The organism is Sinorhizobium sp. CB7 (genome assembly GCF_041357635.1).
Lineage (GTDB): Bacteria > Pseudomonadota > Alphaproteobacteria > Rhizobiales > Rhizobiaceae > Rhizobium.
The window spans coordinates 50,261-76,331 of record NZ_JAULLL010000010.1; the positions used below are offsets into that span (position 1 = coordinate 50,261).

At 58.5% G+C, this 26,071-nt stretch carries 23 protein-coding genes; 13 read left to right on the forward strand and 10 right to left on the reverse strand.

All coding sequences use genetic code 11. From position 1 onward, the window contains the following. The first annotated feature begins 43 nt into the window (after positions 1 to 43). Genes AAE029_RS19370 through AAE029_RS19400 form a run of 7 tightly spaced genes read left to right on the forward strand, consistent with a single transcriptional unit; the run spans position 44 to position 8,201 of the window. The gene (locus AAE029_RS19370; RefSeq protein WP_371074510.1) at positions 44 to 1,384 is read left to right on the forward strand and encodes an ABC transporter substrate-binding protein; all 1,341 of its coding nucleotides are present in this window, start codon (positions 44 to 46) and stop codon (positions 1,382 to 1,384) included. Between the two features lie 56 nt (positions 1,385 to 1,440). Next, positions 1,441 to 3,018: an argininosuccinate lyase gene (argH, locus tag AAE029_RS19375; RefSeq protein ID WP_371074511.1), complete on the forward strand. Its 1,578-nt coding sequence runs from the start codon at positions 1,441 to 1,443 to the stop codon at positions 3,016 to 3,018. Further along, positions 3,005 to 4,066, forward strand: coding sequence for an ABC transporter ATP-binding protein (locus AAE029_RS19380; RefSeq protein ID WP_371074512.1), 1,062 nt, complete (start codon positions 3,005 to 3,007; stop codon positions 4,064 to 4,066). The genes argH and AAE029_RS19380 overlap by 14 nt, the downstream gene beginning before the upstream one ends. Next, positions 4,059 to 4,955 (forward strand): carbohydrate ABC transporter permease, encoded by an 897-nt coding sequence (locus tag AAE029_RS19385; RefSeq protein WP_371074513.1) that lies wholly within the window; start codon positions 4,059 to 4,061, stop codon positions 4,953 to 4,955. Before AAE029_RS19380 ends, AAE029_RS19385 begins: the two co-directional genes overlap by 8 nt. Continuing rightward, complete coding sequence (locus tag AAE029_RS19390; RefSeq protein WP_371074514.1) at positions 4,952 to 5,845, forward strand: carbohydrate ABC transporter permease; 894 nt, start codon at positions 4,952 to 4,954, stop codon at positions 5,843 to 5,845. Before AAE029_RS19385 ends, AAE029_RS19390 begins: the two co-directional genes overlap by 4 nt. Positions 5,846 to 5,870: 25 nt before the next feature. Then, positions 5,871 to 6,977 (forward strand): mandelate racemase/muconate lactonizing enzyme family protein, encoded by a 1,107-nt coding sequence (locus AAE029_RS19395; protein WP_371074515.1) that lies wholly within the window; start codon positions 5,871 to 5,873, stop codon positions 6,975 to 6,977. A gap of 3 nt (positions 6,978 to 6,980) precedes the next feature. Beyond that, a complete protein-coding gene (locus tag AAE029_RS19400; protein ID WP_371074516.1) occupies positions 6,981 to 8,201 on the forward strand; it encodes an MFS transporter in 1,221 nt (406 codons plus the stop codon). Positions 8,202 to 8,351: 150 nt separating this feature from the next. Here AAE029_RS19400 and AAE029_RS19405 read toward each other — a convergent pair whose 3' ends face one another. From AAE029_RS19405 to copC, 6 genes are all read right to left on the reverse strand, one after another. Further along, positions 8,352 to 9,128 carry an anti-sigma factor gene (locus AAE029_RS19405; RefSeq protein ID WP_371074517.1) on the reverse strand — a complete coding sequence of 259 codons (777 nt, stop codon included), beginning with the start codon at positions 9,126 to 9,128 and terminating at the stop codon, positions 8,352 to 8,354. Then, positions 9,125 to 9,652, reverse strand: a complete 528-nt coding sequence (locus AAE029_RS19410; protein WP_371074518.1) for an RNA polymerase sigma factor — start codon at positions 9,650 to 9,652, stop codon at positions 9,125 to 9,127. Before AAE029_RS19410 ends, AAE029_RS19405 begins: the two co-directional genes overlap by 4 nt. Before the next feature lie 122 nt (positions 9,653 to 9,774). Next, the gene (locus AAE029_RS19415; protein WP_371074519.1) at positions 9,775 to 11,229 is read right to left on the reverse strand and encodes a YncE family protein; all 1,455 of its coding nucleotides are present in this window, start codon (positions 11,227 to 11,229) and stop codon (positions 9,775 to 9,777) included. A gap of 13 nt (positions 11,230 to 11,242) precedes the next feature. Then, entirely contained in the window at positions 11,243 to 11,749 is a 507-nt protein-coding gene (locus AAE029_RS19420) for a DUF305 domain-containing protein (RefSeq protein ID WP_371074520.1), read from the reverse strand. A 221-nt stretch (positions 11,750 to 11,970) separates the two neighbouring features. Continuing rightward, positions 11,971 to 12,858 carry a copper homeostasis membrane protein CopD gene (gene copD, locus AAE029_RS19425; protein ID WP_371074521.1) on the reverse strand — a complete coding sequence of 296 codons (888 nt, stop codon included), beginning with the start codon at positions 12,856 to 12,858 and terminating at the stop codon, positions 11,971 to 11,973. Continuing rightward, on the reverse strand, positions 12,855 to 13,223 hold the full coding sequence (copC, locus tag AAE029_RS19430; RefSeq protein WP_371074522.1) for a copper homeostasis periplasmic binding protein CopC: 369 nt from the start codon (positions 13,221 to 13,223) through the stop codon (positions 12,855 to 12,857). The genes copD and copC overlap by 4 nt, the downstream gene beginning before the upstream one ends. Before the next feature lie 238 nt (positions 13,224 to 13,461). Between copC and AAE029_RS19435 the strand changes: the two genes are divergently transcribed. Genes AAE029_RS19435 through AAE029_RS19455 form a run of 5 tightly spaced genes read left to right on the forward strand, consistent with a single transcriptional unit; the run spans position 13,462 to position 20,456 of the window. Further along, positions 13,462 to 16,533 carry an AAA family ATPase gene (locus AAE029_RS19435; RefSeq protein ID WP_371074523.1) on the forward strand — a complete coding sequence of 1,024 codons (3,072 nt, stop codon included), beginning with the start codon at positions 13,462 to 13,464 and terminating at the stop codon, positions 16,531 to 16,533. 19 nt (positions 16,534 to 16,552) lie between these two features. Continuing rightward, positions 16,553 to 17,725, forward strand: a complete 1,173-nt coding sequence (locus AAE029_RS19440) for a YcaO-like family protein (protein WP_371074524.1) — start codon at positions 16,553 to 16,555, stop codon at positions 17,723 to 17,725. A gap of 7 nt (positions 17,726 to 17,732) precedes the next feature. Continuing rightward, positions 17,733 to 18,500 carry a TfuA-like protein gene (locus tag AAE029_RS19445; RefSeq protein WP_371074525.1) on the forward strand — a complete coding sequence of 256 codons (768 nt, stop codon included), beginning with the start codon at positions 17,733 to 17,735 and terminating at the stop codon, positions 18,498 to 18,500. A gap of 36 nt (positions 18,501 to 18,536) precedes the next feature. Then, a complete protein-coding gene (locus AAE029_RS19450) occupies positions 18,537 to 19,721 on the forward strand; it encodes a hypothetical protein (protein ID WP_371074526.1) in 1,185 nt (394 codons plus the stop codon). A gap of 18 nt (positions 19,722 to 19,739) precedes the next feature. Beyond that, positions 19,740 to 20,456, forward strand: coding sequence for a hypothetical protein (locus AAE029_RS19455; RefSeq protein WP_371074527.1), 717 nt, complete (start codon positions 19,740 to 19,742; stop codon positions 20,454 to 20,456). A 93-nt stretch (positions 20,457 to 20,549) separates the two neighbouring features. On the opposite strand, the gene AAE029_RS19460 is transcribed toward AAE029_RS19455, so the two are convergent. After that, positions 20,550 to 21,623, reverse strand: coding sequence for an aldo/keto reductase (locus tag AAE029_RS19460; protein ID WP_371074528.1), 1,074 nt, complete (start codon positions 21,621 to 21,623; stop codon positions 20,550 to 20,552). A gap of 97 nt (positions 21,624 to 21,720) precedes the next feature. Here AAE029_RS19460 and AAE029_RS19465 point away from each other — a divergent pair, with 97 nt between their 5' ends. Further along, entirely contained in the window at positions 21,721 to 22,647 is a 927-nt protein-coding gene (locus AAE029_RS19465; RefSeq protein WP_371074529.1) for a LysR family transcriptional regulator, read from the forward strand. A gap of 70 nt (positions 22,648 to 22,717) precedes the next feature. On the opposite strand, the gene AAE029_RS19470 is transcribed toward AAE029_RS19465, so the two are convergent. The 3 genes from AAE029_RS19470 to AAE029_RS19480 all read right to left on the reverse strand — a co-directional run bounded on the left by AAE029_RS19470 (position 22,718) and on the right by AAE029_RS19480 (position 25,953). Next, the gene (locus tag AAE029_RS19470) at positions 22,718 to 23,818 is read right to left on the reverse strand and encodes a helix-turn-helix transcriptional regulator (protein ID WP_371074530.1); all 1,101 of its coding nucleotides are present in this window, start codon (positions 23,816 to 23,818) and stop codon (positions 22,718 to 22,720) included. Positions 23,819 to 24,114: 296 nt separating this feature from the next. After that, on the reverse strand, positions 24,115 to 25,158 hold the full coding sequence (locus AAE029_RS19475) for a Gfo/Idh/MocA family protein (protein WP_371074531.1): 1,044 nt from the start codon (positions 25,156 to 25,158) through the stop codon (positions 24,115 to 24,117). 9 nt (positions 25,159 to 25,167) lie between these two features. Continuing rightward, positions 25,168 to 25,953 carry a ThuA domain-containing protein gene (locus AAE029_RS19480; protein ID WP_371074532.1) on the reverse strand — a complete coding sequence of 262 codons (786 nt, stop codon included), beginning with the start codon at positions 25,951 to 25,953 and terminating at the stop codon, positions 25,168 to 25,170. Positions 25,954 to 26,071: the final 118 nt, after the last annotated feature.

The following is a 26,071-nucleotide window of genomic DNA, read 5'->3' on the forward strand; positions in this document are numbered from 1 at the left end:
GCCAGCGGCGTGCGCATGAGGAGATCGATGGGAGGAGAATGGAATGATTTCCAGAAAACAGCTATGTCTTGGCGTAGGGAGCGGCATTGTCGCACTTCTCATGTCAAGCACGGCCTGGGCAGAGACACAGGTTGTCCGATTTCTGCATAACGAGACCGATCCGCCGAGCATTGAGTTCTACAACAAGGCGATCAAGGAATTCGAGACGCAGAACCCCGATATCAAGATCGAGATGGAAGCCGTCAGCACCGACGGTCGACTGCAGAAGGTGCTCGCCTCGGTCAATACCAAGACCATGCCGGAAATCTTCAAGATCCTGCCGGAGGAGCGTTTCGAATTTGCCCGCAAGGGATATCTGGTGCCGCTCGACGACATGGTGAACGAGATCGGGAAGGACGACTACGTTCCGGGCTCCCTCGTGCCGGTTGAAGGCAAGATTTACGATATTCCCTACACGCTCGGGAATTACGGCGTTCTTTGGCAGCGTGACGACCTCTTGAAAGCCAAGGGCATCTCGACGCCGAAGAACTGGGACGAATTGAAGAGTGCGGCTGCTGCCCTGACTGGCGACGGCAACTTCGGCTTCATGTTCCCGGCCGGAAAGAACCGGATGACTGGCATCTTCCTGTCTCAGATGATCTGGAGCGCCGGAGGCACCTATTTCGACAAGGACCTGAACGTCACCTTCGACAATCCTGGCACCGTCAAGGCGCTGACATTCCTGCAGGAAATGGCGAAATATTCGCCGAAGGGAGTCGGTTCCTATTCCTACGGAGACATGATCAATGTCTATCTGACCGGTAAGATCGCACTTGATGAATATGCGCCGAGGCTGATCGCCAACGCGGCATCGAACACACCGGATCTGTTCAAGAATACCAGCGGCGAAGCAACGCCGGTGGGGCCGAGCGGTGTCGGCGTCAAGTTCGTCAATTCGAACAGCTTTGCGCTGTCATCGGAAGCCGTCGGCGCCAAGAATATCGACGCCGCGCGAAAATTCCTCAAGTTCATCGTCTCGGGCGATCGCCTCAAGGATTTCTCGCTGACCGTCCATCCCCACCTCATCCCGCCGTTGAAGGATGTGCAGGAGGAGGTGATCAAGGCGGGCGCCGCGGCAAAGCTCAGCGGACGGGAGGATATCGCGCGCATCGCCTTCGACACTTCGAACTCGCTTGATTTCGAGTCCGAGGCGGGCGCCCAGTTCAAGGATGGCAAGGTCATCCGCTCGGGCGTCGTGAACCCCTATATCGGCTCGATCGTCGCCAGAGATATCCCCGCACAGGTCGTGCAGCGCGTCGTCCTGCAGGGTGAGGATCCCGCAAAGGCCGCCGCCTGGGGCCAGAAGCGCATGCAGGCCATCGTGGACGATCTGAGGAAGAAATAGTTCACAAGGATGAGGTCCGCGTGCAAGGCGCGCGGACATTTTTTCAGGAGAGATTTATGTCCCAGGAACAACCGGCAGCACCGGTCGTATCGCTACGCGAACGCGTCAAGTCGCCACCGGCGCAGGCAATGGTGGACTCCTATTTCGGCCCTGCCGTCGCAGCCGGCATCCGTTTCCAGTTCGAGCCGGAAATGCGCATTCACCTCGCCCATGCGGTGATGCTCGCCGAATGCGGGATCGTAAAGCGCGACGACATTGCGCGCATCATCGCCGTCCTGCTCGAACTCAAGCAATTGGGTGTCCACGCACTGACGATCGACTACCTTCAGGAAGACCTCTATTCCTATATCGAGCGCTATATCGTCGAGAAGCTCGGTCCGGAAACAGGCGGGCGGCTTCACACCGGCCGCAGCCGCAACGACCTCCATACGACGTCCTGGCGCCTCGCGCTCAGGGGATCCCTGCTCAATCTGCTGGATGTCGTCGCGCAACTGCGCCGTACCCTTCTCAATCTTGCGGAGAGGCACACCGACACCGTCATGCCGGGCTACACTCACACCCAGCATGCCCAGCCCATATCCTTCGGCTACTATCTGCTTTCGGCGGCCGACCTGGTGGAACGGGATTTCGGTCGCCTGATGCATGCGCTTGCCTGCTGCGATCGAAGCCCGCTCGGCTCCGGCGCGCTTTCCACCACCGGTTTCCCGATCGATCGCGAGATGACGGCGAAACTTCTCGGTTTCGCTCGTCTGGTCGAAGTTGCCTACGACGGCGTCGCGATCCGTGACGATCTGCAGGAATCCGCTGCCGCACTGGCGGTCCTGATGACGGGTGTGTCGCGTGTCGCAACCGACCTGCAAAGCTGGAATACGATGGAATTCGGCATGCTCGAACTCGACGATGCCTATTCGAGCGTCAGCAGCATCATGCCGCAGAAGAAAAACCCGCAGGCGCTCGAACACGTCAAGGCGGTGGCCGCGATGGTCACTGGCATGCTGAACACCGTTCTCGCCGCATCAAAGAACACGGCACTCGCCGATGTCAACGACGGCGTCTCCGCAGGCAACGCGCCGGCGATGGATACGATCGAGCGCGCCACGCGCGCACTGATCGTTTTCGAGGGCGCGGTGCGTACGCTGACGGTCAAGCCGGAAATGATGCTGCATCTGGCTGAAATCGGTTTCGGCACCGCCACGGAACTTGCTGACGTCATCGTCCGCGAAACCGGCATGTCCTTCCGCATGGCGCATAATATCGTCGGCCGCGTCGTTCGCGAGGCGATCGAGGCGCGTCGGACCGCGATGGACATCACCTCGGCCGAGCTCGATGAGGCTTCGCAGCTTCTTTTCGGCCACACGCTCGGCATCTCCGAAGAAGACGTGAGCAAGGCCCTCGATCCGGCGGAGAACCTCAAGAGTCGCACGGTTATCGGCGGTCCAGCGCCTCTTCGCATGAAGGAAATGATTTCGCGGCGGAACACCGCTCTTGATGGCGACGTTGCCAATATTGCCGACGTCCGCCGCCGCATCGCGGATGCCGACAAGACCCTTATGGACAAGGCCCATGAAATGATCGGCAACGCCGGTCTGACGGCGCCTTCCCCGATCGCGAGAGAGAACCATGGCACGAGTTGAAATCAAACAGGTCAGCAAGATCTTTACCGACCACACCGCCGTCTCCAACGTCAGCCTGACTGTTAACGACGGGGAGTTCCTGGTCCTCCTCGGTCCTTCCGGCTGCGGCAAGAGCACGCTGCTGCGCATGATATCCGGGCTGGAACTGCCAACCTATGGCGATATCTTCATCGGCGATCGCAAGGCGACATGGCTGCAGCCCAAGGATCGCAACATTGCGATGGTCTTTCAGAACTACGCGCTCTACCCGCATCTGACCGTCTATGAAAATATCGCCTTTCCGCTGCGGGTTCGTGGCGGCGCCGACAAGAAGGCGATCGACGACAAGGTCCGCTGGGCGGCCGAACTTGTCGGCCTCACGCGCATGCTGAAGCGCAAACCGCGCCAGATGTCCGGCGGAGAGCGGCAGCGTACCGCACTTGCGCGTTCGCTTGTCCGCGATCCCGATGTCTTCCTGCTCGACGAGCCGCTGTCGAACCTTGATGCGAAGCTGCGCCACTCCGCGCGCGAGGAGCTTCGCCAGTTCCAAGATCGGGTCGGCGTGACATCCATCTATGTGACACATGATCAGGTCGAAGCCATGGGCCTCGGCGACCGCATCGTCGTCATGCAGGGAGGCTCCGTCCGGCAGGTCGGAACGCCTGAGGAAATCTACCTCCATCCGGCCGATACCTTCGTTGCAACCTTCATGGGCTCGCCGCCGATGAACCTGGTGGTGACGGAAGACGTGACGCTCGGCTTCCGTCCGGAAAACTTCCTGCCCAAGGCGAACTTCGCCGAAGGCGCCGCGGTCATGAATATCAGCTTCAATGTCCACCGTGTCGAGTATCTCGGCGGCGACCGGCTTCTCTATGGAAATGTCTCCGGGAACTTGCCCGAGACGCCGGTTATTGCCCGCATCCCATCGAGCGTCCACTACAGTCCCGTACTGAATAGCGACGTCAACTTCGCGGTAGCGAACTCGGAGTTGCGGCGTTTCGATACCACAAGCGGCAAGGCGATCGTTCCGGCGGCCAATATCTCCGAAAGGAGGACGGCCAATGGCTGAGTCCCGAACGGCCCTTGCCGGCGACCGCATGCTCGCCTATGCGACGCTCGCACCCAGCGCCTTCCTGCTGATCCTGCTCGCCGGCGTTCCGACGATCACCGTCTTCTTCACGGCGATGCAGGACGTTTCCATGGGCGATACCAGCGGTCCCTTCGTCGGCCTGGAGAACTTCATCTGGGCGATCAACGAACCGGCTTTTCTCACCGCGTTATGGAATACCTTCGTATGGGTCTTCGGCAGCGTCGTGCTGGAGATGCTGCTGGGCCTGGGTCTCGCCCTGCTGCTCAACAAGAGCTTCAAGTTCCGCGGCGCCGCACGCGCCGTCATCCTGGCGCCTTATCTCGTGCCGACGGTCGTTGCCGTCCTGACATGGCGCTACATGCTTCACGATATCGTCGGCATCATCAATGCGGGCTTGATCGATATTGGTGTCATCGATCAGCCCTTGCTGTGGTTGAACAGCCAGTCTCTGGCAATGGTCTCGGTCATCCTGGTTGGCGTCTGGAAATTCTTTCCCTTCGCCGTCATCGCCATTCTCGGCATCCTGCAGTCCATTCCGCAGGAACAATATGAGGCCGCAAAGATCGATGGAGCGTCGAGTTTCCAGCAGTTCTGGCGGATCACCCTGCCCTATGTCATGCCGGTCTTCCTGCTGACCTCGCTGCTCAGAACCATCTGGTCGTTCAACAAGTTCGAGATCATCTACCTGATGACGGGCGGCGGCCCGCTCGACGCCACCACCACGCTGCCTGTGCTGGTCTATCTGAAGGCTTTCTCGGACTTCGAGTTCGGCCGCGCCGCCGCAATCGCTATCATCACGCTCGCAATCCTCTGCGTAATGCTAGCGATCTATTTCTTCTTCATCAAGAGAGCGGAGGCACGCCAATGACAGCTATCGCCCCAAGCATCGAGACATCCGTTCCGCGCAATCGCGAGATGATGGATGTGCACTACCTCGCGTCAAAGATACTTCTCTATCTGCTGGTTTTCACCGCCGTCAGCGTGATCGGCTTCCCGCTCTTCTGGATGCTGCTCTGCTCCTTCAAGCCGGGCGGCGAACTCTATGCCGTGCCGCCCACATTCCTTCCGCACGAATGGACGTTGCAGAACTACCGCGATCTCTTCGAACAGACGAACTTCCTGACCTATTTCGCAAACAGCTTGATCGTCGCCTTCGGCGCAACGTTCCTGTCGCTGATCGTGGGCGGTCTCGGCGCCTACAGCCTCAGCCGCTTCCGCTTCTTCGGCATCGCCGCCTTCTCGAATGCGACGCTGATCTGCTACATGCTGCCCGAGGTGCTGATCGTCCTCCCGCTCTACATCTACGTCGTCAAGCTGGGGATGGCCGATACGCTGATATCGCTGATCGTTGCCAATACGGCGTTCACCCTGCCGCTCGCCCTCTGGTTCATGCGGTCCTACTTCAACGCCATCCCGGTGAGCCTTGAAGAAAGCGCAATGATCGATGGCTGCACACGCCTTCAGGCTATGATGCGCGTCACCGTCCCCCTCGCCCTGCCCGGCATCGTCTCCGTCGGCGTCTTCAGCTTCAACCACGCCTGGAACGAGTTCCTCTTCGCGCTGGTCTTCATCTCGTCCGAGACGAACAAGACCTTGCCGCTTGGGCTGGCGACATGGATCGGGCAGGACAACATCTATTCCTGGGGCATGCTGCTCGCAGGCGCGGTTCTCGTCACCATTCCCGTCGTCCTTTTCTACCTGCTCGTTCAGCGAAAGCTGGTCGTTGGCCTGTCGGAAGGCGGCACCAAGGGCGAATAGTTCATCCCATAAATCGGAGGAAACAATGAAGATCAAGAACGTGGCGGTCATCGCCGTCGAGATCCCGCTCGCCCGCAATTTCGGCGGCAGCAGGTACAATGTCACCAAACGCTGCACCATCATCACGCGGATGGAAACCGACAGCGGTCTCGTGAGCGAGATCTATAACGGTGACAATCGCGATCACTTGCGCGATGTGGTCGAGATCATCGAAAAGGAACTGGCGCCGATGCTGATCGGCGAAGAGATCTTCGCCATTGAACGACTCTGGAGGAAGATGTTCAAGGCTTCCGAATGGAATCGCGACCGCAAGCTCGTCATGGAGGCGATCGCCTGCATGGACAGCGCTGTCTGGGATCTGATCGGCAAGGCGACGGGCGTCAATGTCTGCCGTCTGCTTGGCGGCTTCCGCCAGGAAATTCCGATCATCTGCATCGGCGGCTATTACGAGGAAGGCAAGACGCTTTCCGATCTGGGCAGGGAAATGGAGCGCCTGAGGGAAGCCGGCCTTGCGGGGTGCAAGGTAAAGGTTGGCGGGCTCTCAGCTGAAGAGGACGCAAAACGCGTCGAGGCTGCGCGTAAGGGGGCCGGCGACGATTTCTGGATCGCGGTCGACGCCAATCGTGGCTGGTCCGTCTCCGAAGCGGTCAAGTTCGCCCGCATGATCGAGAAATACAATATCGCATGGTTCGAGGAACCCTGCCACTGGTACGATGACGCCCGCATGATGGCGCAGGTGCGCCGCTCGACCTCCATCCCGATCGACGCCGGACAGAGCGAGGTCAGTGCAGCCGGGGTACGCCGCCTGATTGCGGCCGACGCCGTCGATATCGTCAATTTCGACGCCTCGGAGGCGGGTGGGATCACCGAATGGCGCCGGGCAGCGGCAATGTGCGCTCTTTATGACCTTCGTGTCGGCCATCACGAGGAATCGCAGATCGCCATGCACATGATCGCGGCCATCCCGAACGGCGTCTGCGTCGAGTGCTTCGAGCCGGCGCGTGACCCCATTTGGGCCGGCCTGATAGCCAACAGACCCAACCCCAGGAACGGCATCATCCAGGTGCCACAAGGTCCGGGTTTCGGCATCGAGCTCGACTGGGACATGGTCAAGCGCTACCGCGTAAACTGAGCCATGAATGCAATCTTCGCATCAGGAAAAACCGAAGCCTCGGTGCGGCGGGTACAGGTGCAGTGGGCGAAGCGTGTTCGCCTCGCCGCTGCATTCCTGCTGATGATGGTATCCGGCCTGGTCTGGAACTCCTTCGGCCTCTTTCTCGTCGCCCTCGAGGCCGAGTTTCACTGGCCGCGTGCAGCGATCTCGGGCGCCTATGGCGCCTTTGCCCTCATCAATGCCATTACCGCACCCTTCTTCGGCTATCTTCTTGGCCGATACGACAGCCGCCCGCTGCTCGCGGCAGCCGCGCTGCTCCTCGCCATCGCCTACGGGCTGACGGCAACGGTCAACAGCATCGAGCAATTCTGGCTGATGTTTGGGATCCTCGCCGGTCTCGGCACCCATTGCACCAGTTCCTATGCCATTTTCACCGTCCTTGCCGGGCGCTTTCGGCGCCGCCCGGCAACCGCCATGGCGATTGCCGATGCCGGCTCCGGCCTTGCCGCTTTTCTCGGCCTGCCTTTGCTTCACCTTCTGATCGAAAACTTCGGATGGCGAAGCGCTTATCTGGCGATCGGCGTGACAATCGCAGTGATCGGCATACCGCTGCATCTGTTCATGATGGACCGGATCAAAGGCACACGCGATGCGCCCGCGCCGAAGTTCGCGTCAGGTCCATCCTTCTACCTGCTTGCAGCACTGATCATCAGCTACTTTTGTGGATCCGCAGTCTATCACGGCCTTCTGACGCAGCAGATTGCGCTATTCGATGAATTGAATATCGGGGAAGACAAGGCGGTCTGGCTCGCCGCCATAGCAGGTCTCGTCGTGTTCATGTGGCGACTTGCTTCGGGCTGGATCTGCGACGCCTGGGGTCCCGGGCGGACCATGCTGATTGCGGCCGTTGGTGCCATCTTCACCTTTCTGACCTTGCTGCTCGTGATCGGCCCCGACAATGAAGCCATGCTGTTCGTCTACCCTCTCGTCCTCGGTGTCGCTTTTGGAGGACAACAGGTGCTCCTGGCCAATGGTGCCCGTCTCATCGTCAGCCTGACGGCACTGGCCGGCGTGCTCGGCATTTGCCGCTTTGCTTCCGGTGCCGGAATGGCGAGCGGGCCGCTGATTGCAAGCTCCCTGTATGACTTGACAGGCGGTTATGCTCTGGCGGTTTGCGCCCTGGCGGTGCTCGGGCTTGCACATTTCATCAGCTTCGCCGTCGCCACCACCCGAAAGCGTTAAAGCAATTCCAGGAAAAGTGCGCAGCGGTTTTCCGTCCGGAATTGTGTAAAACCAAAGGTTAGAGCGGTTCCACGTTTCCATGAAAAGCTGAAACGCTCCAGCGCTCGTGACTTGTAACGGCTGGACCGGTCGCCACCGCAAATCGTTCGTTCAGGAACTTATGGCAACCTGCCGCCGCACCTCGTCGGCAAGCGGATGCAGCACATCCGTCGGAAGCGATCCGACAAGGCTGTATCCCATTCCGTCCGAAGCCCAGCTCCATCCGCCGATATCGCCTTCGGAATGGGCGGCCATCGACCTGTCCCGATCGACGGCCATTGGTCGTGTGAACATGACGAGACGCGTTCCGCGGTCATCGTCATACATCAGCATCAGGCCCGGCCCGTGAGGCGTCGAGATGATCCGTCCACCCATGAAGCGATAACCGGATTGCGAGAGATCCGGCAGCACCGGTTTGCGGCCCATGCGCTGCGAGGCCCAGTCCACGAGTTCGGCGGCATGTTCCGCGCGCAGCTCCACCGGCCGGATCCGGTCCGACGCATAGACGCTGTAGCTGTTCGAAGCCTCGTGGGCGAGCGCGATCACGCCTTCCGAAAGAGGCTGATAGAGACCGTGCAGCAGCCAGCCGCCGGAGCCGCCGGCGACCAGCAGCACGGTCGCCACCGCGACCATGCGCCAAGGCGCAAGCATCCTTTGGCGCCTTGCCTCGATCATGTGTGCGAGATTGAGGCGGCTCGGAACCGGTTCGTCGGCCACCGGGTCCAGAGCTGTCCGCAGATCGCGGCGTTGCGTGTCGTAGCTCTTGATACGGGCCGCGATATCCGGATGTGCTTCAAGATAAGCGGAAACTTCCGCCTCCCGCGTATCATCGAGCGCCCGGTCGACATAGGCGTGAAGGTCGTCTTCGGTGATTGGTTTCGTGCTCATTTCACTCTCCGCAGATGCGCTCCCGGTCTTCCCGCGGATTTTCCGGAATTCTCCAGGGTCAGCCGCAGCCGCTCCCTGGCTCGTGACAGTCTCGACATGACCGTGCCGATCGGGATCGCAAGCACTTCCGCTACTTGCGAATAGGACAAATCCTCGACCGATACCAGCAGCAGCACGCTGCGCTGCTCCTCCGGCAGTTGATTCAGGGCATCGAGAATCTCCTTGCCGAACAGCGCATCCTCCTGTGTCGGCTGGTCGGCAAGCGATGCCTCATCCACCTCATCGAACGGAAGATGCTCGCCACGCCGCTCTTTCTGCCGAAGGCGGTTGATTGCAAGATTGTGAAGAATGGCAAATACCCAGGTGCGCGGATCGTCATTGCGGCGTCGGTGCCAGTGGCTCACCACCCGTTCCAGACAGTCCTGGACAAGATCGTCCGCCGTCACTGGGTCCCTCAACAATGCCCGCGCATAACGCCGGAGCACAGGGATCAGCGGTTCGACAAGCAGCAGAATGTCGCTCATGAGAGTTTCGCTTTCCTAGAGCGCCGTGCGTTCAGACAAACGCGCGAAGGACGCTCTAGCTCATTAATCCTAGCATCCGTCCGCCATCCTATCATGCGGTTGATGGCGGACGGATATGGTGTCTACTTCGCCTGGACCTGCACGACCTCGCCCGGTCCCTTGTCGCTTGCGGTCGTGATGACGAGATACCGCCGCTCCGCCTTCTGGTCGCTCTGGACGATCTGCCGGATCGGGCCGACGGCGTTGACGATGGCCGAGCCGGCGGGATTGGTCATGAAGGAGGCGAGAGGCTGCAGAGCGCCGCTGCCGTCCTGCTTTTCAGAGAGGGCAAGCACATAGGAGTTCTTCGGATCAAGGCCGGTCACCGAGGCCTGGAGAACTTGCGAGAGACCCTGATCGAAGAGCGAGACACTGGTTGGAGCAGCACCGTCCTTCTGATTTGGCACACGCAGGGAGAGATGGGCTGCTTGCCCTGCGACGCCGAGCGGCTGCAGGTTCGCCGTGCCGTCGCCCACGGGCACCGCATTCGGAACATAGGTCACTGCCTGTGGCGCCTGACCGATCGGAATAGTGGCAATCACCTTGTTCGTCAGCGTATCGATCGCGGCCAGCGCATCGGCATTTTCGAGGCCGACATAAACGCGGGTGCCGTCGCCCGATGGCCACACGCCGTGCGGCAGGTTACCGACGGGGATGGTTGCAACCAGGTCGAACGTATCGGTATTGTAGACCTTTACCTCATTGAGGCCGCCGACGGTGATGTAGGCGAAGTTACCCTTGGCATTATGGACGATATTGACGTGATTGGTGATCGGTCCGGTATCCAGCGTCTTGATCGAATCGAACGGCGCCTGTGCGTTGAAGACCTGTGTCTTGCCGGTATCCTTCAGTGTGAACCAGACCTGCTTGCCGTCGGGCGTTGCAGCAATGTTCGGGCAGAAGGGACTTTCCTGCCTGATGTGTCCGACGACCTGGTGATCGGCAACCGAAACCACGACGGTCTCAGGATTGAAGGATGAGCAGATATAACCGTATTTGCCATCCGGCGAGAATATCTGCATGCCTGGGCCAGCCGGCACCTTGATCCGCAGCTTTTCTTCGAATGTATGAGCATCGATGACGGAGATATAATCCTCACCGCGAACCGTCACCCAGACTTCATTACCATCAGGCGTGAAAAACGCCTCATGTGGGGAGCGGCCGACATAGGTCGTGTGCTCGACCGCATTTGTCGCCGTATTGATGAAAGTGACCGAGTTGGAGCCGATCGAGACGACAGCGAGCATCTTGTGATCCGGCGAGAAGCCCATGCCATGAACGAGCACCTGTCCCTTATAAAGCGGGCTGAGGTTGCCTGGTTGCGGATCGCCAAGCCGAATGACTCCGAGGAGCTTGTTACTTTCCGGATCGGTTACGGAAACGGTGTTGGAGAACTGCTCGGCCGCATAGACGCGGTCCTTATGGCTTACCGGGATATCCGGATCGGAGGCTGCGCCGGGAGCTTGGCCTGCAGTCGCGGCGAGCGGCGCCAGCATGGTTCCTGCGAGGAGGCCGAGCGTTGGGAGGATGCACTTCATGACGGGTTCCTTTTCAATTGCCCATTTTCATGTTCATCATCGGCATGCCCCCCGGCACGGACGTGTTGTTCTCGGAAGAGTTGGACGGCTGCGGCTTGACCTGTGTGGGTGCCGCCGCCGACGGCGGCAGCGGATCGCCGAGCGCAAGCCGCATGGCAGCAATTTCCTGCTGCTGATCGACGATGATTTCCTGCGCGATGCGCCGCAACTGTTCGTTCTTGCCGTAGCGCAGCAACGCCTGCGCCATGTCGATGGCGCCCTGGTGATGCGGGATCATCATCTCGACGAAATCACGATCGACGTCGCCGGTCGGCTTCACGGCCATGCCGTTCATCATTTTCGTCATCGCCGCGTCGTTTTCCGCAAGAAACGGCTTTTCCGCATCGGTCGTGTCCGCTGATGCAGCAGCTTCCTGCTGATGTTGTCCCGGGTCATGCGCGAAAGCGGGCCCTGTGACGGATAGAACGACAAGGATCGATGCCGCCGTCGCTATGGTTCTGCTTTTGGGATATGCGATCATGCTGGGCTCCGTGATATTGGAGGGCGGGCGGGTCTAAGGAGGTAGACAATGGCGGCGCGGGTTTATTCCGCCTCAATGATCTTTTTCTGAGAGCCGCTAGCGGGATGCCGAAAAGTGCGTGCGTTTTTCGGGCAACATCCCGCTTTAACTTTTTGATTTAGAGACGGATTCAGATTTCAGGTCGAAGCGACCTGAAATCATCCGGCTCTAGGACAGCCCTATCAAACCGGATCTTCGGTGCCGAACACAGAAACCAGGGCAATAGCGAAAACGCCAAGGCAGATCTCACACATCGCCGCGAATTTAAGCGCTCGCACAGTGGAATATCGGTGAGCCTGCAGGCGCGGCACGAAGACATAGCGATTGATGACCGCCAACATGGTCATCACCATGACTGCAGTGATTTTAAGCAAGAGCTTCGCCTGATAGGGCAGACGCCAGTCCAATGGCAGCTTTCCAAGGACGAGCAGCGTATTAGCGATGCCGGACAGCAGCACCAATGCCACCGCCCCGTGCCCTAGCCAGGAAAAGCGTCGCAGTGCGACCACAACCTCCGTGTGATCGCCAGCTATATCTAGCCTGCCGATGATCAGCAGAAACGGCAGTAGTGCTCCGAGCCAAGCACCGGCGGAAAGCACGTGCAGGGCATCGTTGATCGGGTGCAGATATCCAAGGAGGCCCCCATGCATCGCCGCGTGCCCACTCAGCGCCAATCCCGCAAGCATCAGGCCTGAAACGAAGGCAAGAAGAGCACCGCGACGAGTATGGAAAAAGGCGACGATCACAAGAAGCGCGCAAGAACCGATCGCCTGGACGATCCATGCTCCCCCTGCCCCGGTCAGGGTTAAAACCGACCAGACAGTCTTCCCATTGAATGCATCAACCCATCCGTCCGCGATGAGCGCGGTCTGTACGGGCAAGCTGGCGACGGTCGTTAAGATGACTGTGGCAATCGCAGCAAGCGAAATTCCTCGAAGCCGTTCGGCTATTTCTCCGGAGAGATGCTTGGGAACGCCGACCGCAAGATAGCCGAACGACCCCCACAGAAAGATCAACGTGGCGTCGTGGAGAAAGCGGCAGGCGATCCAGGCCGTTCCGGGAGCAGTCATGGCTTGACGGTAAAACTGTAGCTGCCCTGCGTCTTATGGCCGTCATTCGATAGGACGTGCCAATTGACCGTGTAGACGCCCGGCTGGAGCGCCGAATGGATCGGGACCGTCAGCACCGTCCCGTCCGTTCCGCCGAGGGTAGCCTTGTCGGTGGCAATCGTTACTCCTTTGGCATTCGTAACGTCCACACCGGAGAAGGCTAAGTTCAACCCCTCGGAAAAGGTAAGCTCCAGTGAGGATGGAGAGACACTGACCGTGGCATTGGCCGCAGGTGTTGCCGCCTCAAGATGGGCATGCGCCATCGCCGGACCGGCAAGAAGATATGATAGAGCGGCGACAAGTGAAAGCGGCGCGGCGAATTTCATGAGATCGGTCCTTCGATGGTTGATGCCTCAGTGCCGACATGTTGTCGTGTGCAGACGAGTCGATCAGGTAGACAATCGGATTGTCGCTTTATTCCGGCGGTCGCGGGATTTTTCACGAATAGAGCGGAGTAAAACATCTTAGCAATACTGAGGATCACCACAATTTGCGTCATGCTATGCTATACTCAGCCGATGAAGGGTACAGATCCGGCAAGCACGCAAGAAGGCAGAGCTACGGATGCCGAGGGAAACTCCAGTCCATACGCCGGGGCAATCGAGGAAGTCGCCCAAGCGCCGGGCACGCTCGTCTGAATATGGAAGCGAGCGACGGGTCGTAACGGCACTTTGCTATGATCTGGTGGGATCGACCCAGCTTCTCCACCTGCTGGACATCGAAGATTTCCACGAGCTGATTGCTGCTTTTCAACGGGCGGCAAAGCAGGAAATTACCTCACGCTCCGGCATCATCCGGGTGGAAGCGGGCGACGGCGGTGTTGCTCTGTTTCCGATAGAACTTGGCCCAAGGGACGTGGCATCGATCGCAATTCGTGCGGGGCTGGCGATCATCGAAGCCTGCAAACGTGTCGCTCGTGAATTCGGGCGCAATGATTTGCGTGTGCGCATCGGAATTGCGACTTCCGTCGCGCTGATCCAGGAAACCCAGCAGGAAAATTGGATGCATGAACCGGTTTCCGGTGCAGCCCTTGCTATGGCTACCCGCCTGGAGGCCATTGCCGCACCGGATTGCGTCTTGGTCTCGCAGGAAACACGAAATCTTGCAGGCAGGTCCCATGCCTTCATATTCGAGGGCACCAGGACATTGAAAGGCTTTGTCGAGCCGGAGAAGGTCTGGCGCGCGCTCGGACATAAGACCGAGGTCGACAGATTTTATGCTTTCGGACGACTCGGCGGTCCTTTCATCGGCCGTGAAAGTGAGCTTGCCGCTATTACCCATGCCTGGAAAAATGTTCTTGCGGGCTCTGGAGAGATACTCGCGATCGAAGGCGAGGCCGGGATCGGGAAGTCGCGCCTGTTGCGCGAGATCCGTGGAATAACGCGTGACGACCGATCGAAATCCTTTTTGTTTCAATGTCTGCCGGGCGGAGCCCGCTCGACCCTTCACCCTCTGCTGCACAGTTTTCCCGGGGCGATGTCCGAAGCCGGCGGCCACCTGCGGCTGACGGCAGAAACTGTGGCGAGCCAGTTCGAGCGCCATGGGATCAAGGAACAAGAAGTTATTGAAATTTTTACGTATCTTTTGGGAGCATTGGGACGAAACGAACGTTTATCCAGCAGCGATCCCAAGGCAATTCACCAAAAAGCCCGTAGCGCTGTGTCTCGCTCGCTGGAAGCCTTGTGCGCGAATGGACCAATCGTCATTGCGGTCGAAGACATACACTGGATAGATCCCACCTCGCAGGATCTGCTCGCCGAAGCGGCACGTGTCGTCCGCCAGTTCCCTGTCCTCCTCGTGGTCACGGCCCGTCCCGGCCCTCCGACGGACTGGCTGGCAGAAGCAAATCCGACCCGTATCCCACTGCAGCCCCTCGATCGCGAGGAAACACGACTGGCGATAGAGACAAGGTGGCCGACCGACAGGTTGGCCATATTGCCCGAGTTCATCGAGATGACGGAGCGAATTTCAGGCGGTATTCCCCTCTTCATCGAGGAGATCTGCCAGTGGGTTTCCGAAAGTGCCGAGCCGGATACGGCGCAGATGTCCGGAAAGTCTTCAGCCACGCATGTATCGGCATTCGAAGGAATACTGGACTCCCGGCTCTCTCATCTGGGTTCGGTCAGGGAGGTCGCACGCGCCGGAGCAGTTGCCGGCGCTCGCTTCACGCTGCCGATGCTTCGCGCCTGTTTGCCGGACTTCGGCAAGAAGTCACTGACAAATGCGGCCAATACGCTGTGCGAGACAGGCTTCCTGACGCAGATCAGGACGCAAGGCACCGTAACCTATGGGTTCCGGCATGCGCTGATCCAGGAGACGATCTATAACGGGCTGTTGCGGAGGCAACGACAGGTGATGCATCGGCGAATATTCACCGTCGTCAGCCAGGACCGCCGGATTTCGGCCTGGATCGATACCGGCGCCCTTGCCGAACATGCGGAACGTGCTGGATTGCTCGAAGATGCAGTCAATCTCTTCATCTCCGCGGGAAAGGAAAGTTCGAGCCGCTCGGCAATGATAGAGGCACGTCATTACCTCGAACATGCTCTGGCACTGTGCGAGCAGATGGGCGACGGGGACCTCGTCGAATCCCTGCAACTTTCGGCACTCACAGCGCTTGGGCCGGTGCTGACGGGGCTCGTTGGATTGAATTCGCCGCCTGCCCGCAAGCTTTATGAGGACGGTGTGGCGATCGCTCGACGCCAGCCGAAGGAAAGTCAGTCCAAATGGTTTCCGATCTACTGGGGCTGGTGGCTTACCGGGGCAGATTTCCGCGTCATGCATGATCGCGCCCTTCAGGTCCAGACAATGTTGTCGGAGGTGGACGATCCCGAAATAAGGCTCCAGGTGAAACATTGCATTTGGGCAATCGATTTCAATCTCGGGCGGCATCGGGAAACCCAGGATGCGATAACGGCAGGCCTGGCTCTCTATGACGAGCGATCGGCCAAGACTGCCCGGACATTGTTCGGCGGCCATGACGCGAAGGTCTGCGGTCTCGGGCAACTGGCCCTTTCCCTGTGGCTGACAGGACAGCGGGAAGCATCGGATGCGGCTCTTTCGGAGATGGTTGCATTTGCCGATCGGATTGCGCATGCCCCAAGCAAGGCGCACTCGCTCGACACCGAAGCGGTATCGGCCTTCTACCGGAACGATTACGAGCGCCTCACTGACATTTCGGGAAGAATGATGGAATTCTCGAAGAGGCACGAGATGCAGTCCCTGTCCGGCCTCTCGCTTCTCTTCGGAGGGTGGGCCGACGCTCACAAGGAAAGCCTCGCAAGCGGACACGACATGTTTCGTGACGGGCTCGCGCTCCTGCGCCAGCTCGGGGCCGTCATCGATCTGCCGATCTATCTCTACATGCATGCCACCATGCTGGGGCTCGCGGGTGAATACGGATCAGCGATTGAAGTGGCAAACGAGGCGATCGACAGGGCCCGGCAAACCGGTCATGCCTATTGGCTTGCCGAATTGCATCGATGCCGCGCCGTTCTTGGCGCCCGCAGCGATGTGGGCAACGATGTGGTCGCCGCGGACCTGCGCTCGGCCGTGGCGATTGCCGAAAGTCAGGGCGCGATAGCCTTGTTGCAAAGAGCGAGCCGCTCGATCGGGGAGCTCGGTATCGTCATTTAGTGGCTGCGAGGGCCCAACGATGGAGTTTCGCGAGGCAATCGTTTCGGGCCTGCACCTGCCTCTGGCGGAGCATCGGGCTGCCGAACACGCCGACCAGACTTTCCGGGCAATTCTGCCGCTTGCCCGCCGCGCGCGGATAACCCGGCTTGCCGATCTCACTGGTCTTGACCGCATCGGCCTCCCGGTCGCTCAGGCTGTGCGCCCAGGCGCCCAATCGGAGGTCACGTCGCTTGGGCGAGGCTTTTCGCCCACGGAAGCGGCAATTGGCGCAATCATGGAGTCGCTCGAGCGCTTCTACGCCGAATCGATTCCGCCGGACCGTGTCTTTCTCGCCACCGCGGACGAGCTGGGCATTGTCGCGGGACTGTTTGAAAATCTGGTTCTGCCTGATCATCTAAATGGTTGGCGGACAATAAGGACCGCCTGGATCAATGGTGTCGATGTGCTCGCAGGCTCGATACAGCCGGTTCCTCTGGAACTCGTTCATACGTGCTACACCGATCCCCCTCTCGCCCATGACGGTCTGTTCCTGCGCAGCACTACAGGTCTTGCCTGCCATCGGACGGTCTACGACGCGTTTCTACATGGTATATTCGAATGTATCGAACGCGACGCCATGGCGCGTGCCTTTGCCACTCATGGCTTTTTCGATCGGATGCGGATTGCGTCCCGCGGTCTGGGCGGCACGGTTGATCACATATTGTCGCTTGCCGGCGAGCACGGAATATCGGTTGGCTTCTGGTGCGCCGTATCGACGGCGGAGGTGCCAGTCGTCTGGTGTCAGACAATTGAGGCTGGCGCCCGGGAACCGATCCTGGCCCTACCTACAGAAGGCTACGCCGCCGGTTCCACTATCGAGATTGCGGCTAAGAGCGCCTTGCTCGAAGCTTTGGCGACGCGGGCTGGCGCCATATCCGGTGCTCGCGATGACCAGACGACGAGACACTACACGAAACGAACCAACGTCATTGTCGAGAAGGCCCGCAGTCTCATTCTCGAGGGAGTTTCCACGATGCCAAGTGCATTAACCAGAACGCGCATCGTTTCCGACCTTGGCGAGCTGATCGATAGAATTACCTCCGCCGGTTTGGGTCCCATACTTGCGGTATCCGTAGCGTCGGATGCCGAAACGGGCATTCAATGCGTGCGCACGGTGCTTCCGGGAGCCCGTCCCTTCTCGATCTTGCGGTGATGGACCCATGAACAACTCCGATGGCAAGGCTCCGATTTTGGTGTTCCTCGGCCCGACATTGCAACTGGCAGATGCTGAGGCTGTTCTCGATGCCATCTATTTGCAGCCCGCGTCCCAGGGCGATATCCTGTTGGCCGCCCATGCTTTCCATCCGCGCGCGATGGTCCTCATAGACGGACAGTTCGAGGATCGGCCCGCTGTTCGGCACAAAGAGATCCTGTGGGCGATGGCGCAGGGGATCGTCATGATCGGTGCCGCGAGCATGGGAGCCTTGCGTGCTGCGGAACTGCACCATTTCGGCATGGTCGGCGTCGGCCTGATCTACAGATGGTATCGTCGATGGCCGCTTACTCCGGATGATGCGGTTGCCGTTCAATCGGCACCGGCGGAACTCGGCTTCCTGCCCCTGACGGATTCCCTGATTGATCTCCAGCGGACATTTTCTCACCTTATGCGGCGCAATGTCATTACCACTGCGGAGCGGGACCTGCTCACATCCCTTGCCCGGAGAACCAACTTCCGCGATCGTTCGATGACGACCATTTTGCGCGAGGCGAAGTGGCCAGCGAACCGACTGACCGCTCTGCGAAAGGAGATGGTACGGCAGAAAAAGATCGACGCACTTCTGGCTCTTAAAATGGCGCATGAATTGGCAACACAGCAAAATAAAGAGAGCGTTGAAAAGTTCTTCATTACAACTAATACGTTTATTAGAGATTTAGATTCCTCCGGTATTGACACAAAACTGATCAACACCTATAACGTGAATGTATAATTGCCGGATTTTCCTTGTTGAAAGGGCAATTGTACGATGGATGATCTTCGAGATGCTGCTCTTCAGCAAGAGGAAACACGTGTAGGAACGCGTTTCTGGATTTTTCCGCAGCCTCCATTCATTCCGGGCTACGAACAACCCGATCGCGTCTGGCTTTCGACGCCGCCCGACGAGATCAACGATGGCCCCAGCGACGTCCTGATGTATGTCGCAGATCCGCTTTTCGACAAACCGCCATACGGCATGGACCGATTGCCGCCATTTGAGGGCGTGAGGCGTGCGCCGGTCAGAGCAGGCCCGGATCGTCATTTCGACAGCCTCGATCCGAAGTCGCGGCCCTATCTCGGCGCGCACGCCTATGGATGCGTGCATTTCGTTCTCGACGTTTGGCAGAGTTATCTGGGGCGGCGCATCCGATGGTTCTTCGAACGAGCTCTTCCGCGGCTTGAAATCGTCCCCTTCGTCGATTGGGACAATGCGCATGCGGGCTATGGATTTCTGGAACTGGGCTGTTCGCACGCGGGAGGTCTGCCCCGACCCTACGCATTGAACCTCGATGCCATCGCGCATGAGGTCGGCCATCTCATCCTTTTTTCGGAGGTGGGCGTTCCCATCGATTTAACCCGCGAAAGCGATTTCTTCCCCTTCTCCGAGGCTTTTTCCGACTGTGTTTCACTGATCACGTTTCTGAATTTTGATTCCGCGATCGACCGGCTTCTGCGGCGCACCAGAGGCAATCTGCTCCTCTATAACGAGTTGAACCGCTTTGCCGAAACGAGCCCGGAGACTCAGATCCGCCTTGCCACCAATTTCCGCCGGATGTCGGAGGTGACGCGCGAGGTTCACGATCGCGGCCTCCCCTTCGTGGGCGCCATATTCGACAGCATTGTTGATATCTATCATCGCAACCTTGTCGCCGCGGGTTGCGCCGACCGACGCCTCCTGGATGTCGATCTTCGAAAGCTGACGCTGGACGAATTCGACGAGTTCCGCCAATTGACGGCCGAAGCATTTCAGTTGCGGCCGCTCTATTTCAAGCTTGCACTCGCCAGCGCCCGAGACTTGGTCGGCAAGGCGCTTGCCGCTTCGCTGAATATGCTCGATCCGGACACGATGAGCATTGATCAGGCGGCACGCGCCATCATCGCCTCGGCTGATCGAGCAGCGGCAGGGCCGCTGGAGGCTAGTTTCGCATGGCGCGAGATATGCAATTCAGGATGAACCTTGAAGGAGGGGAAAATGAGCGACTGTTGTGGAAATCCCTGGGTGAGCACTCCCCCAAAGAATCTGAAGGACGTGGAGTATAAAATTTATAATCCAAGCGAGATTAGATTGTATGGTAGACCAGCTGCTACCACCCCAAAGGTCGCGATAGCGAACGAAGATTTAGATAAAATAAAGGCAAATATTAAAGAAAACCAAACCTTTAAGGACAACTTCGCCAGCGACTTTGATAAAATTCAAGAGATATTCGATGAGATTGTTGCATATGCGGGCAGAAAAATTGACGAAAACACCGACAATATTACAAAATATATACAACGAGGCATAATAGTTGCGTCTCAATTCGATAATAAAAATTTCTCCATGCCAATTAGCATAAATATGCCAAATAGCGGATATGGTGATGATTATCAAAACTATATCAAAAGTATAGGTGTAATATATGGTTACGCTTATGAGGGGCACTGCTACAAATTACCTAAGCCACAGATTATGTTTCTACCAGAATTACCTCGAAACATTCCTGGAGATGACTGTGGATGCGATTGCGGATATAGCTCAAAGCTAGGTTATGCCGTGTGGCAAATTGACAAACTTCAGCGTGTCGTAGCGCTGGACATTCGCTCCGATGACTTGAAAACGTTGGTGCTGGAAGAAAATATGCCGGGAAACCGTTCACCGCAGGCATATTCGCAATCAATGTCGCTAGCCCCGCAGCGCCTGCGTGACTGAGCCATCTGTTGAGTGGCCTTGCCGCCACGCCAAAAAACGCGGCGGCCACCTCAATCGATCGCGAAGGCTCACAGACTGTGAGCCGCCAGCGTGTCACACTCTTTTTTCGATTTTCACATCGCCGTATATGACGCTCTTCGGCATCGGACGTACCAGGAAATCATGCGGAAAGCCCAGCTCTATGGCGCTTGCCTTGTCCAGTCTGCTACGCTGATCATCGGTGAAGCTGATATCGAGCGCGCCGAGATTATCTTCGAGTTGGGCCAGCGTCCTGACGCCCGCAATCGGCGCAGTGACGGCCGGATTGCACAACGTCCATGCGAGCGCCACCTGTGCGGGCGTCCTGCCCATCTCGGACGCGACAGCCTTCACGACATCGGCAATCGCAAGACCGCGTTCAGTGAGCGAGGCGTTGGCGGCGGCCACATTCTTGCGTGTACCGGCAGCGCTCGCGCTTCCGCTCCCGATATCGAGATCGGCCCTGCTGTATTTGCCGGCCAGGACGCCGGACCCAAGCGGAGACCAGGGGATGACGCCAAGCCCCATTTCACGTGCCATCGGGATGAGGTCGCGTTCCACCGTGCGCTCGATGAGATTGTACTCTATCTGAAGCGCCACCAGCGGTGACCAGCCGCGCAGATCGGCGATTGCCTGCATACGCGAAACCTGCCAGGCAGGCGTATCGGAAATGCCGAGGTAAACAATCTTGCCGGCTCGCACCAGATCATCCATGCCGCGCAGGATTTCTTCCACCGGCGTCATGAAATCCCAGGCGTGGAGGTAGAGAAGGTCGATGTAGTCAGTATTCAGCCGTTTCAGGCTCGCCTCGACGGATTGGACCATGCTCTTTCGGTGATTGCCACCGGCATTCGGATCGGCGGGCCGAGCGGTAAGCGTATATTTCGTCGCGATCACCAGTTGCTCGCGACGGTCGCCGGCGAACTCTCCGACAAAACGTTCGGACTTACCGCCGGTATACTGGTTCGCCGTATCGATGAAATTGCCGCCGCGATCCACATAGGCATCGAAGATGCGGCGTGATTCGTGCTCGTCCGCACCCCAGCCCCAGTCGGTGCCGAAGGTCATGGTGCCGAGCGCCATTGGCGAAACCCTGAGGCCCGAGCGGCCAAGCAGACGGTATCTATCGAGGGACAATCTGTCGGTCATGGCTATCTCCCTGTTGTTGTCTGCAGCAGGATGAGCCTTTTCGATCATTACGATAATGTTATATTATTGGTATGGGCCATTTAAAAAAGAGAGCATAATGAGGGGCAGTGATTACGCCGAACTCAGAGCCTTCGCGGCTATCGTCGAGCAGGGAAACTTCGTGCGCGCGGCAAACCAACTCGGCATGTCGGCCTCGGCGCTGAGCCAGACCATCCGCGGGCTCGAGGAGCGACTAGGTATCCGGCTGCTGAACAGGACAACACGCAGCGTCGCGCCGAGCGAAGCAGGAGGACGCCTGCTTGCACGCCTCCTTCCGGCCCTTGCCGATCTCGACGCGGCGGTTGCGGATGTGCGCACCTTGCGCGATGTGCCTTCGGGTACGGTGAGGATCAACGCGTCGCGCATCGCGGCAATCCAGCATCTGGCACCACTCATCGGTCCATTCCACCGTGCCTACCCCGATATCGTTCTCGATATCGTCGTCGACGACAGATTGGTCGATATCGTTTCAGGCCGTTTCGACGCCGGCATCAGGCTCGGCGAAATGGTGGAGAAGGATATGGTCACCGTGAAGCTCGGCGGCGACCTCGAAATGATGGCCGTCGCCGCTCCTTCCTATATCGAGCGCTACGGCGCACCGGAAACCCCGCGTGACCTGCAGAACCACCGCTGCATCAATTTTCGCTGGCCGACCGTGGGCAGTCTCTACCATTGGGAATTCGAACGCGGCACTGAGAAGCTGGAAGCGGCAGTGACGGGACCGCTGATCGTGACCGAACCGGAGGTCATCGTCCGCGCGGTGATCGACGGCGTCGGGATAGGCTATCTCTTTGACTCTCAGGCCGGACCACATGTTCTCGCCGGCAGGATGGTGCGCCTGCTCGAAGACTGGACGCCGCCTTTTCCCGGGTTCTATCTCTATTACCCGAGCCGGCGGCAGATGCCGCCGTCGCTTCGCGCCTTCATTGATTTTATCAAAAATCCAAAAGTGTTACCGGAAGGATCGGACCACCGCGGCACATGAATCCTTCCACCGGTTTCCACCTGTGTTCTACTTCTTCATTTGAAGCGGCTCTGACTGCAGACCTTGAGGATCAACCGATCCTGATCTTTGACAACAGCAGGGACAACTCTGCCTGCCTTTTGGTGTCGGTCTTGCGGTAAATCGACTTCAGATGCGCGCGCGCCGTCTCGTAGCTTATGGCGCGGCGCTCGGCAATTTCATGCGCGCTGTGTCCCTGTGCAAGCAGAAGCGCCACTTCCGCTTCCACGCGCGTCAAGCCGAACATTTTCGTCAGCGTGCTCGGACGCTGCGCGACCTTCTCCTCCAGATCTTCCACAAGAGCGATCGCGCAGGAATGCGAAAATACGTCCTGCATGCTGCCGCCGATCCGCTGCATGCGCGCGATCAGCGGACGCCTGCCTTCGCGCGTCAGAAGCACGATCTCTGGCTCATCGGTCTCGAAAGGAGCGGTCATTCCGAGAACGGACTTCAGCTTTCGATTGAAGCATGCCGCTTCGTCGGCCTTCTGCGGGCGCAGTTCCCCCTGTACGATCTGCAGATCCGGCCCAAGCATCGCCTGCGCGCGGTCATTCAGCGTCGTCACCAACCCTTTGCGATCGAAAAAGATGCAGGCCACATTCGCCATCTCGAATGCGGCCGACATGCCCTTGACTTCACTCTCCGAAATATTGCGCATCATTGCAGCCGAGATCATCAGTTTCTGCCGTAGTTTCTGAAAGATTATCGCTTCTTCACGTTCGAACGGACCGTCATCGATCTGCCGCTGCAAAGCGAAGACAAGAAGATCGTCCCCCGATGAAAAGCCAAGCAACGCCGTCCACCGCAATCCGAATTCGGCTTGAGCCTTATAGTAGTCCATCCTCTTGAAGTGCTCTTCCGAAGCAAAGTCCTGCTCTATCACGATGCCTGTTCTCTGGAGGGCGGGAACCTGCAGAATCCGGAAATCGCGCTGATGCCACTCGTCATTGAAATAGCACTCCATGGCGGGGGCGAGACTATCCGTGGCAACAATGGTCTGCGGAAAACGGCCGACGATCGGAACGATATTGATGCCGTACGAATCGGTCGCCTCACAGACCTCTTCAAGGATTGGCTTCCATCGGGCAGGTTCGAGCGCTGCGGTCAGGAATTCATCGGACGCTCTGTCGAGAGCCTCTACATTCAGGCGCATAATTTCCCAACCTTACGGCCTGGAGCCAATGATGCTTTGCTTGCACGCAATACCGGAGCGAAGACATCCCCATCACTCGCAGACCGAAACAGACGCAAAGCAAGGAACAAGAATACGGAGACCATGCTTATCGCTATTATGTTTATAAGGCGATACAAATACGCGAAATAACGTAATAGTTACAAAGCTGCTCTGATCCCAAAAAAAGTTTCAACCGAAGGCCGTATTTCTTAAAGCTTGCAGAGAAGGGCCGTCATCCGGAATCATCTGCTCGACAATTGCTGCCAGCGCCAGACTCAGACTTTGAGCTCCCGCCGCTCTCTTTCGGTGATCATAGAAAGATCGAGAACCTTCTGAAGATTGGCCGCGTGACGAAAGTTCGGATCCGCCTGGACCCCGCTGACGACCGCTTCGACAAAACGCTGATAATTGGTGGGCACCGGGGCGGTCTCTATGATCTTCCAAGCGCCACTTTCCACATCTTCCCCAAGACAACCGCGAAGTTCGGATTCGCCCGTGCGATGCGTGACCTCCAACCCGCCTTTCTCACCATAGACACGCAGCTTCAGTTCGTTCAGATGACCGGTCGCCCAGCGGCTTGCATGAATGATCCCGAGCGCGCCGTTGGCGAAATCGACCGACATGGTGAAACTGTCATTGGCGTCGAGAAGGTATTCGCCGATTTGACCGCCGGGTGCCTTGTTGAAGGTCTTCAGCCGGGCAAAGACGTGATCGATGTCGGTGGCCGCGCCATAGGCGACAAAGTCCAGAATATGGATGCCGACATCGCCCAGAACTCCGTTCGAGCCATGCCCCGTCGACAATCGCCAGAGCCAGGTCGATTCCGTGCGCCAGTCGCCCCAGGCCTTGGACACCAGCCAACTTTGCAAATAGGAGGCCTCGACATGCTTGACAGTGCCGATCTCGCCAGCGAGCACCATCTGTCGCGCCCTCTGCAGGGGTGCCACGTTGCGATAGGTCAGATTCACCATATTGATGACGCCGGCCCTTTCCGCGGCTTCAGTCATTTCCAGCGCCTGCTCGTAATTCTCCGCCAGCGGCTTTTCGCAGAGGACATGCTTGCCGGCTGCGATCAAAGCGAGCGTGGTCGGATGATGCAGCCGGTCGGGCGTGATGTTGCTGGCGGCATCGAAGCCATTCCATGCGATGGCATCGTCCAGCGAGAGGAAGCGCTTTTCGATACCGAAAGTGTCGGCGAATGTCGCAAGACGCGCGGCATCCGGATCGACCGCCGCGACGATCTCGAGACCGTCTATGCGTGTGAAATGAGCGAGCTGGTTCTTCGCCATGACGCCCGTACCGACAATTAGGAGACGCATGAATATTCCTCAGCGATAGCCGGTTTCCCCGGCCTTGTGCAGTTTCGGGCCACGCTCCGTGATTGGCTCGGGCGCGTTTTCGACAGGGACATTTGGAGCATCGTGAATGGTCGTCAACGCCCCTTGCGGATTGTGGGCCCATTTGACGGCGTTAACGAGCACTTTGCGTACATTGGCATCGTGATAGGTCGGGTAGGTTTCATGTCCGGGTCGGAAATAAAAGATGCTGCCCGCACCGCGCCGCCAGGTCATGCCCGAGCGGAAGACTTCGCCGCCCTGGAACCATGAGATGAAGATGGTTTCCAACGGCTCGGGAACGGAGAACGGCTCCCCATACATCTCCTCGTTTTCCAGGACGAAGTTTTCGCCGAGATTCGCGGCGATGGGATGGTGCGGATTGACGATCCACAGCCGTTCGCGCTCGCCGGCCTCGCGCCATTTCAGCGCGCAGGGCGTTCCCATCAGCCGCTTGAATATCTTGGAAAAATGGCCCGAATGCAGAACGATGAGACCCATGCCCTCCCACACCCGGGCGGCGACACGCTCGACGATCTCGTCCTTGACCGCGCCGTGATCCTTATGTCCCCACCAGATGAGCACATCGGTCGCCGCGAGCCGTCCTTTGCTGAGGCCATGCTCGGGCTCCTGCAGGGTCGCCGTCGTCGCCTCGATCTGGAAATCGGCATTCAATGCCGCGGCAATCGTGTTGTGCATGCCGTCAGGGTAGATACCTGCAACAACGTCGCTCGTATGCTCGTGAATATTCTCTCCCCAGACGATTGCTCGAATGGCCATGGCTGTCTCCTCAAAACAATGGATATAGGCACAAAAAGAATAAGGGCGCGCAAGGTTCCCGCTCAACGCAGCTTTCTCGCGGGCTTTGCAACGCAAAACGCAACAACAGATAGAGCGC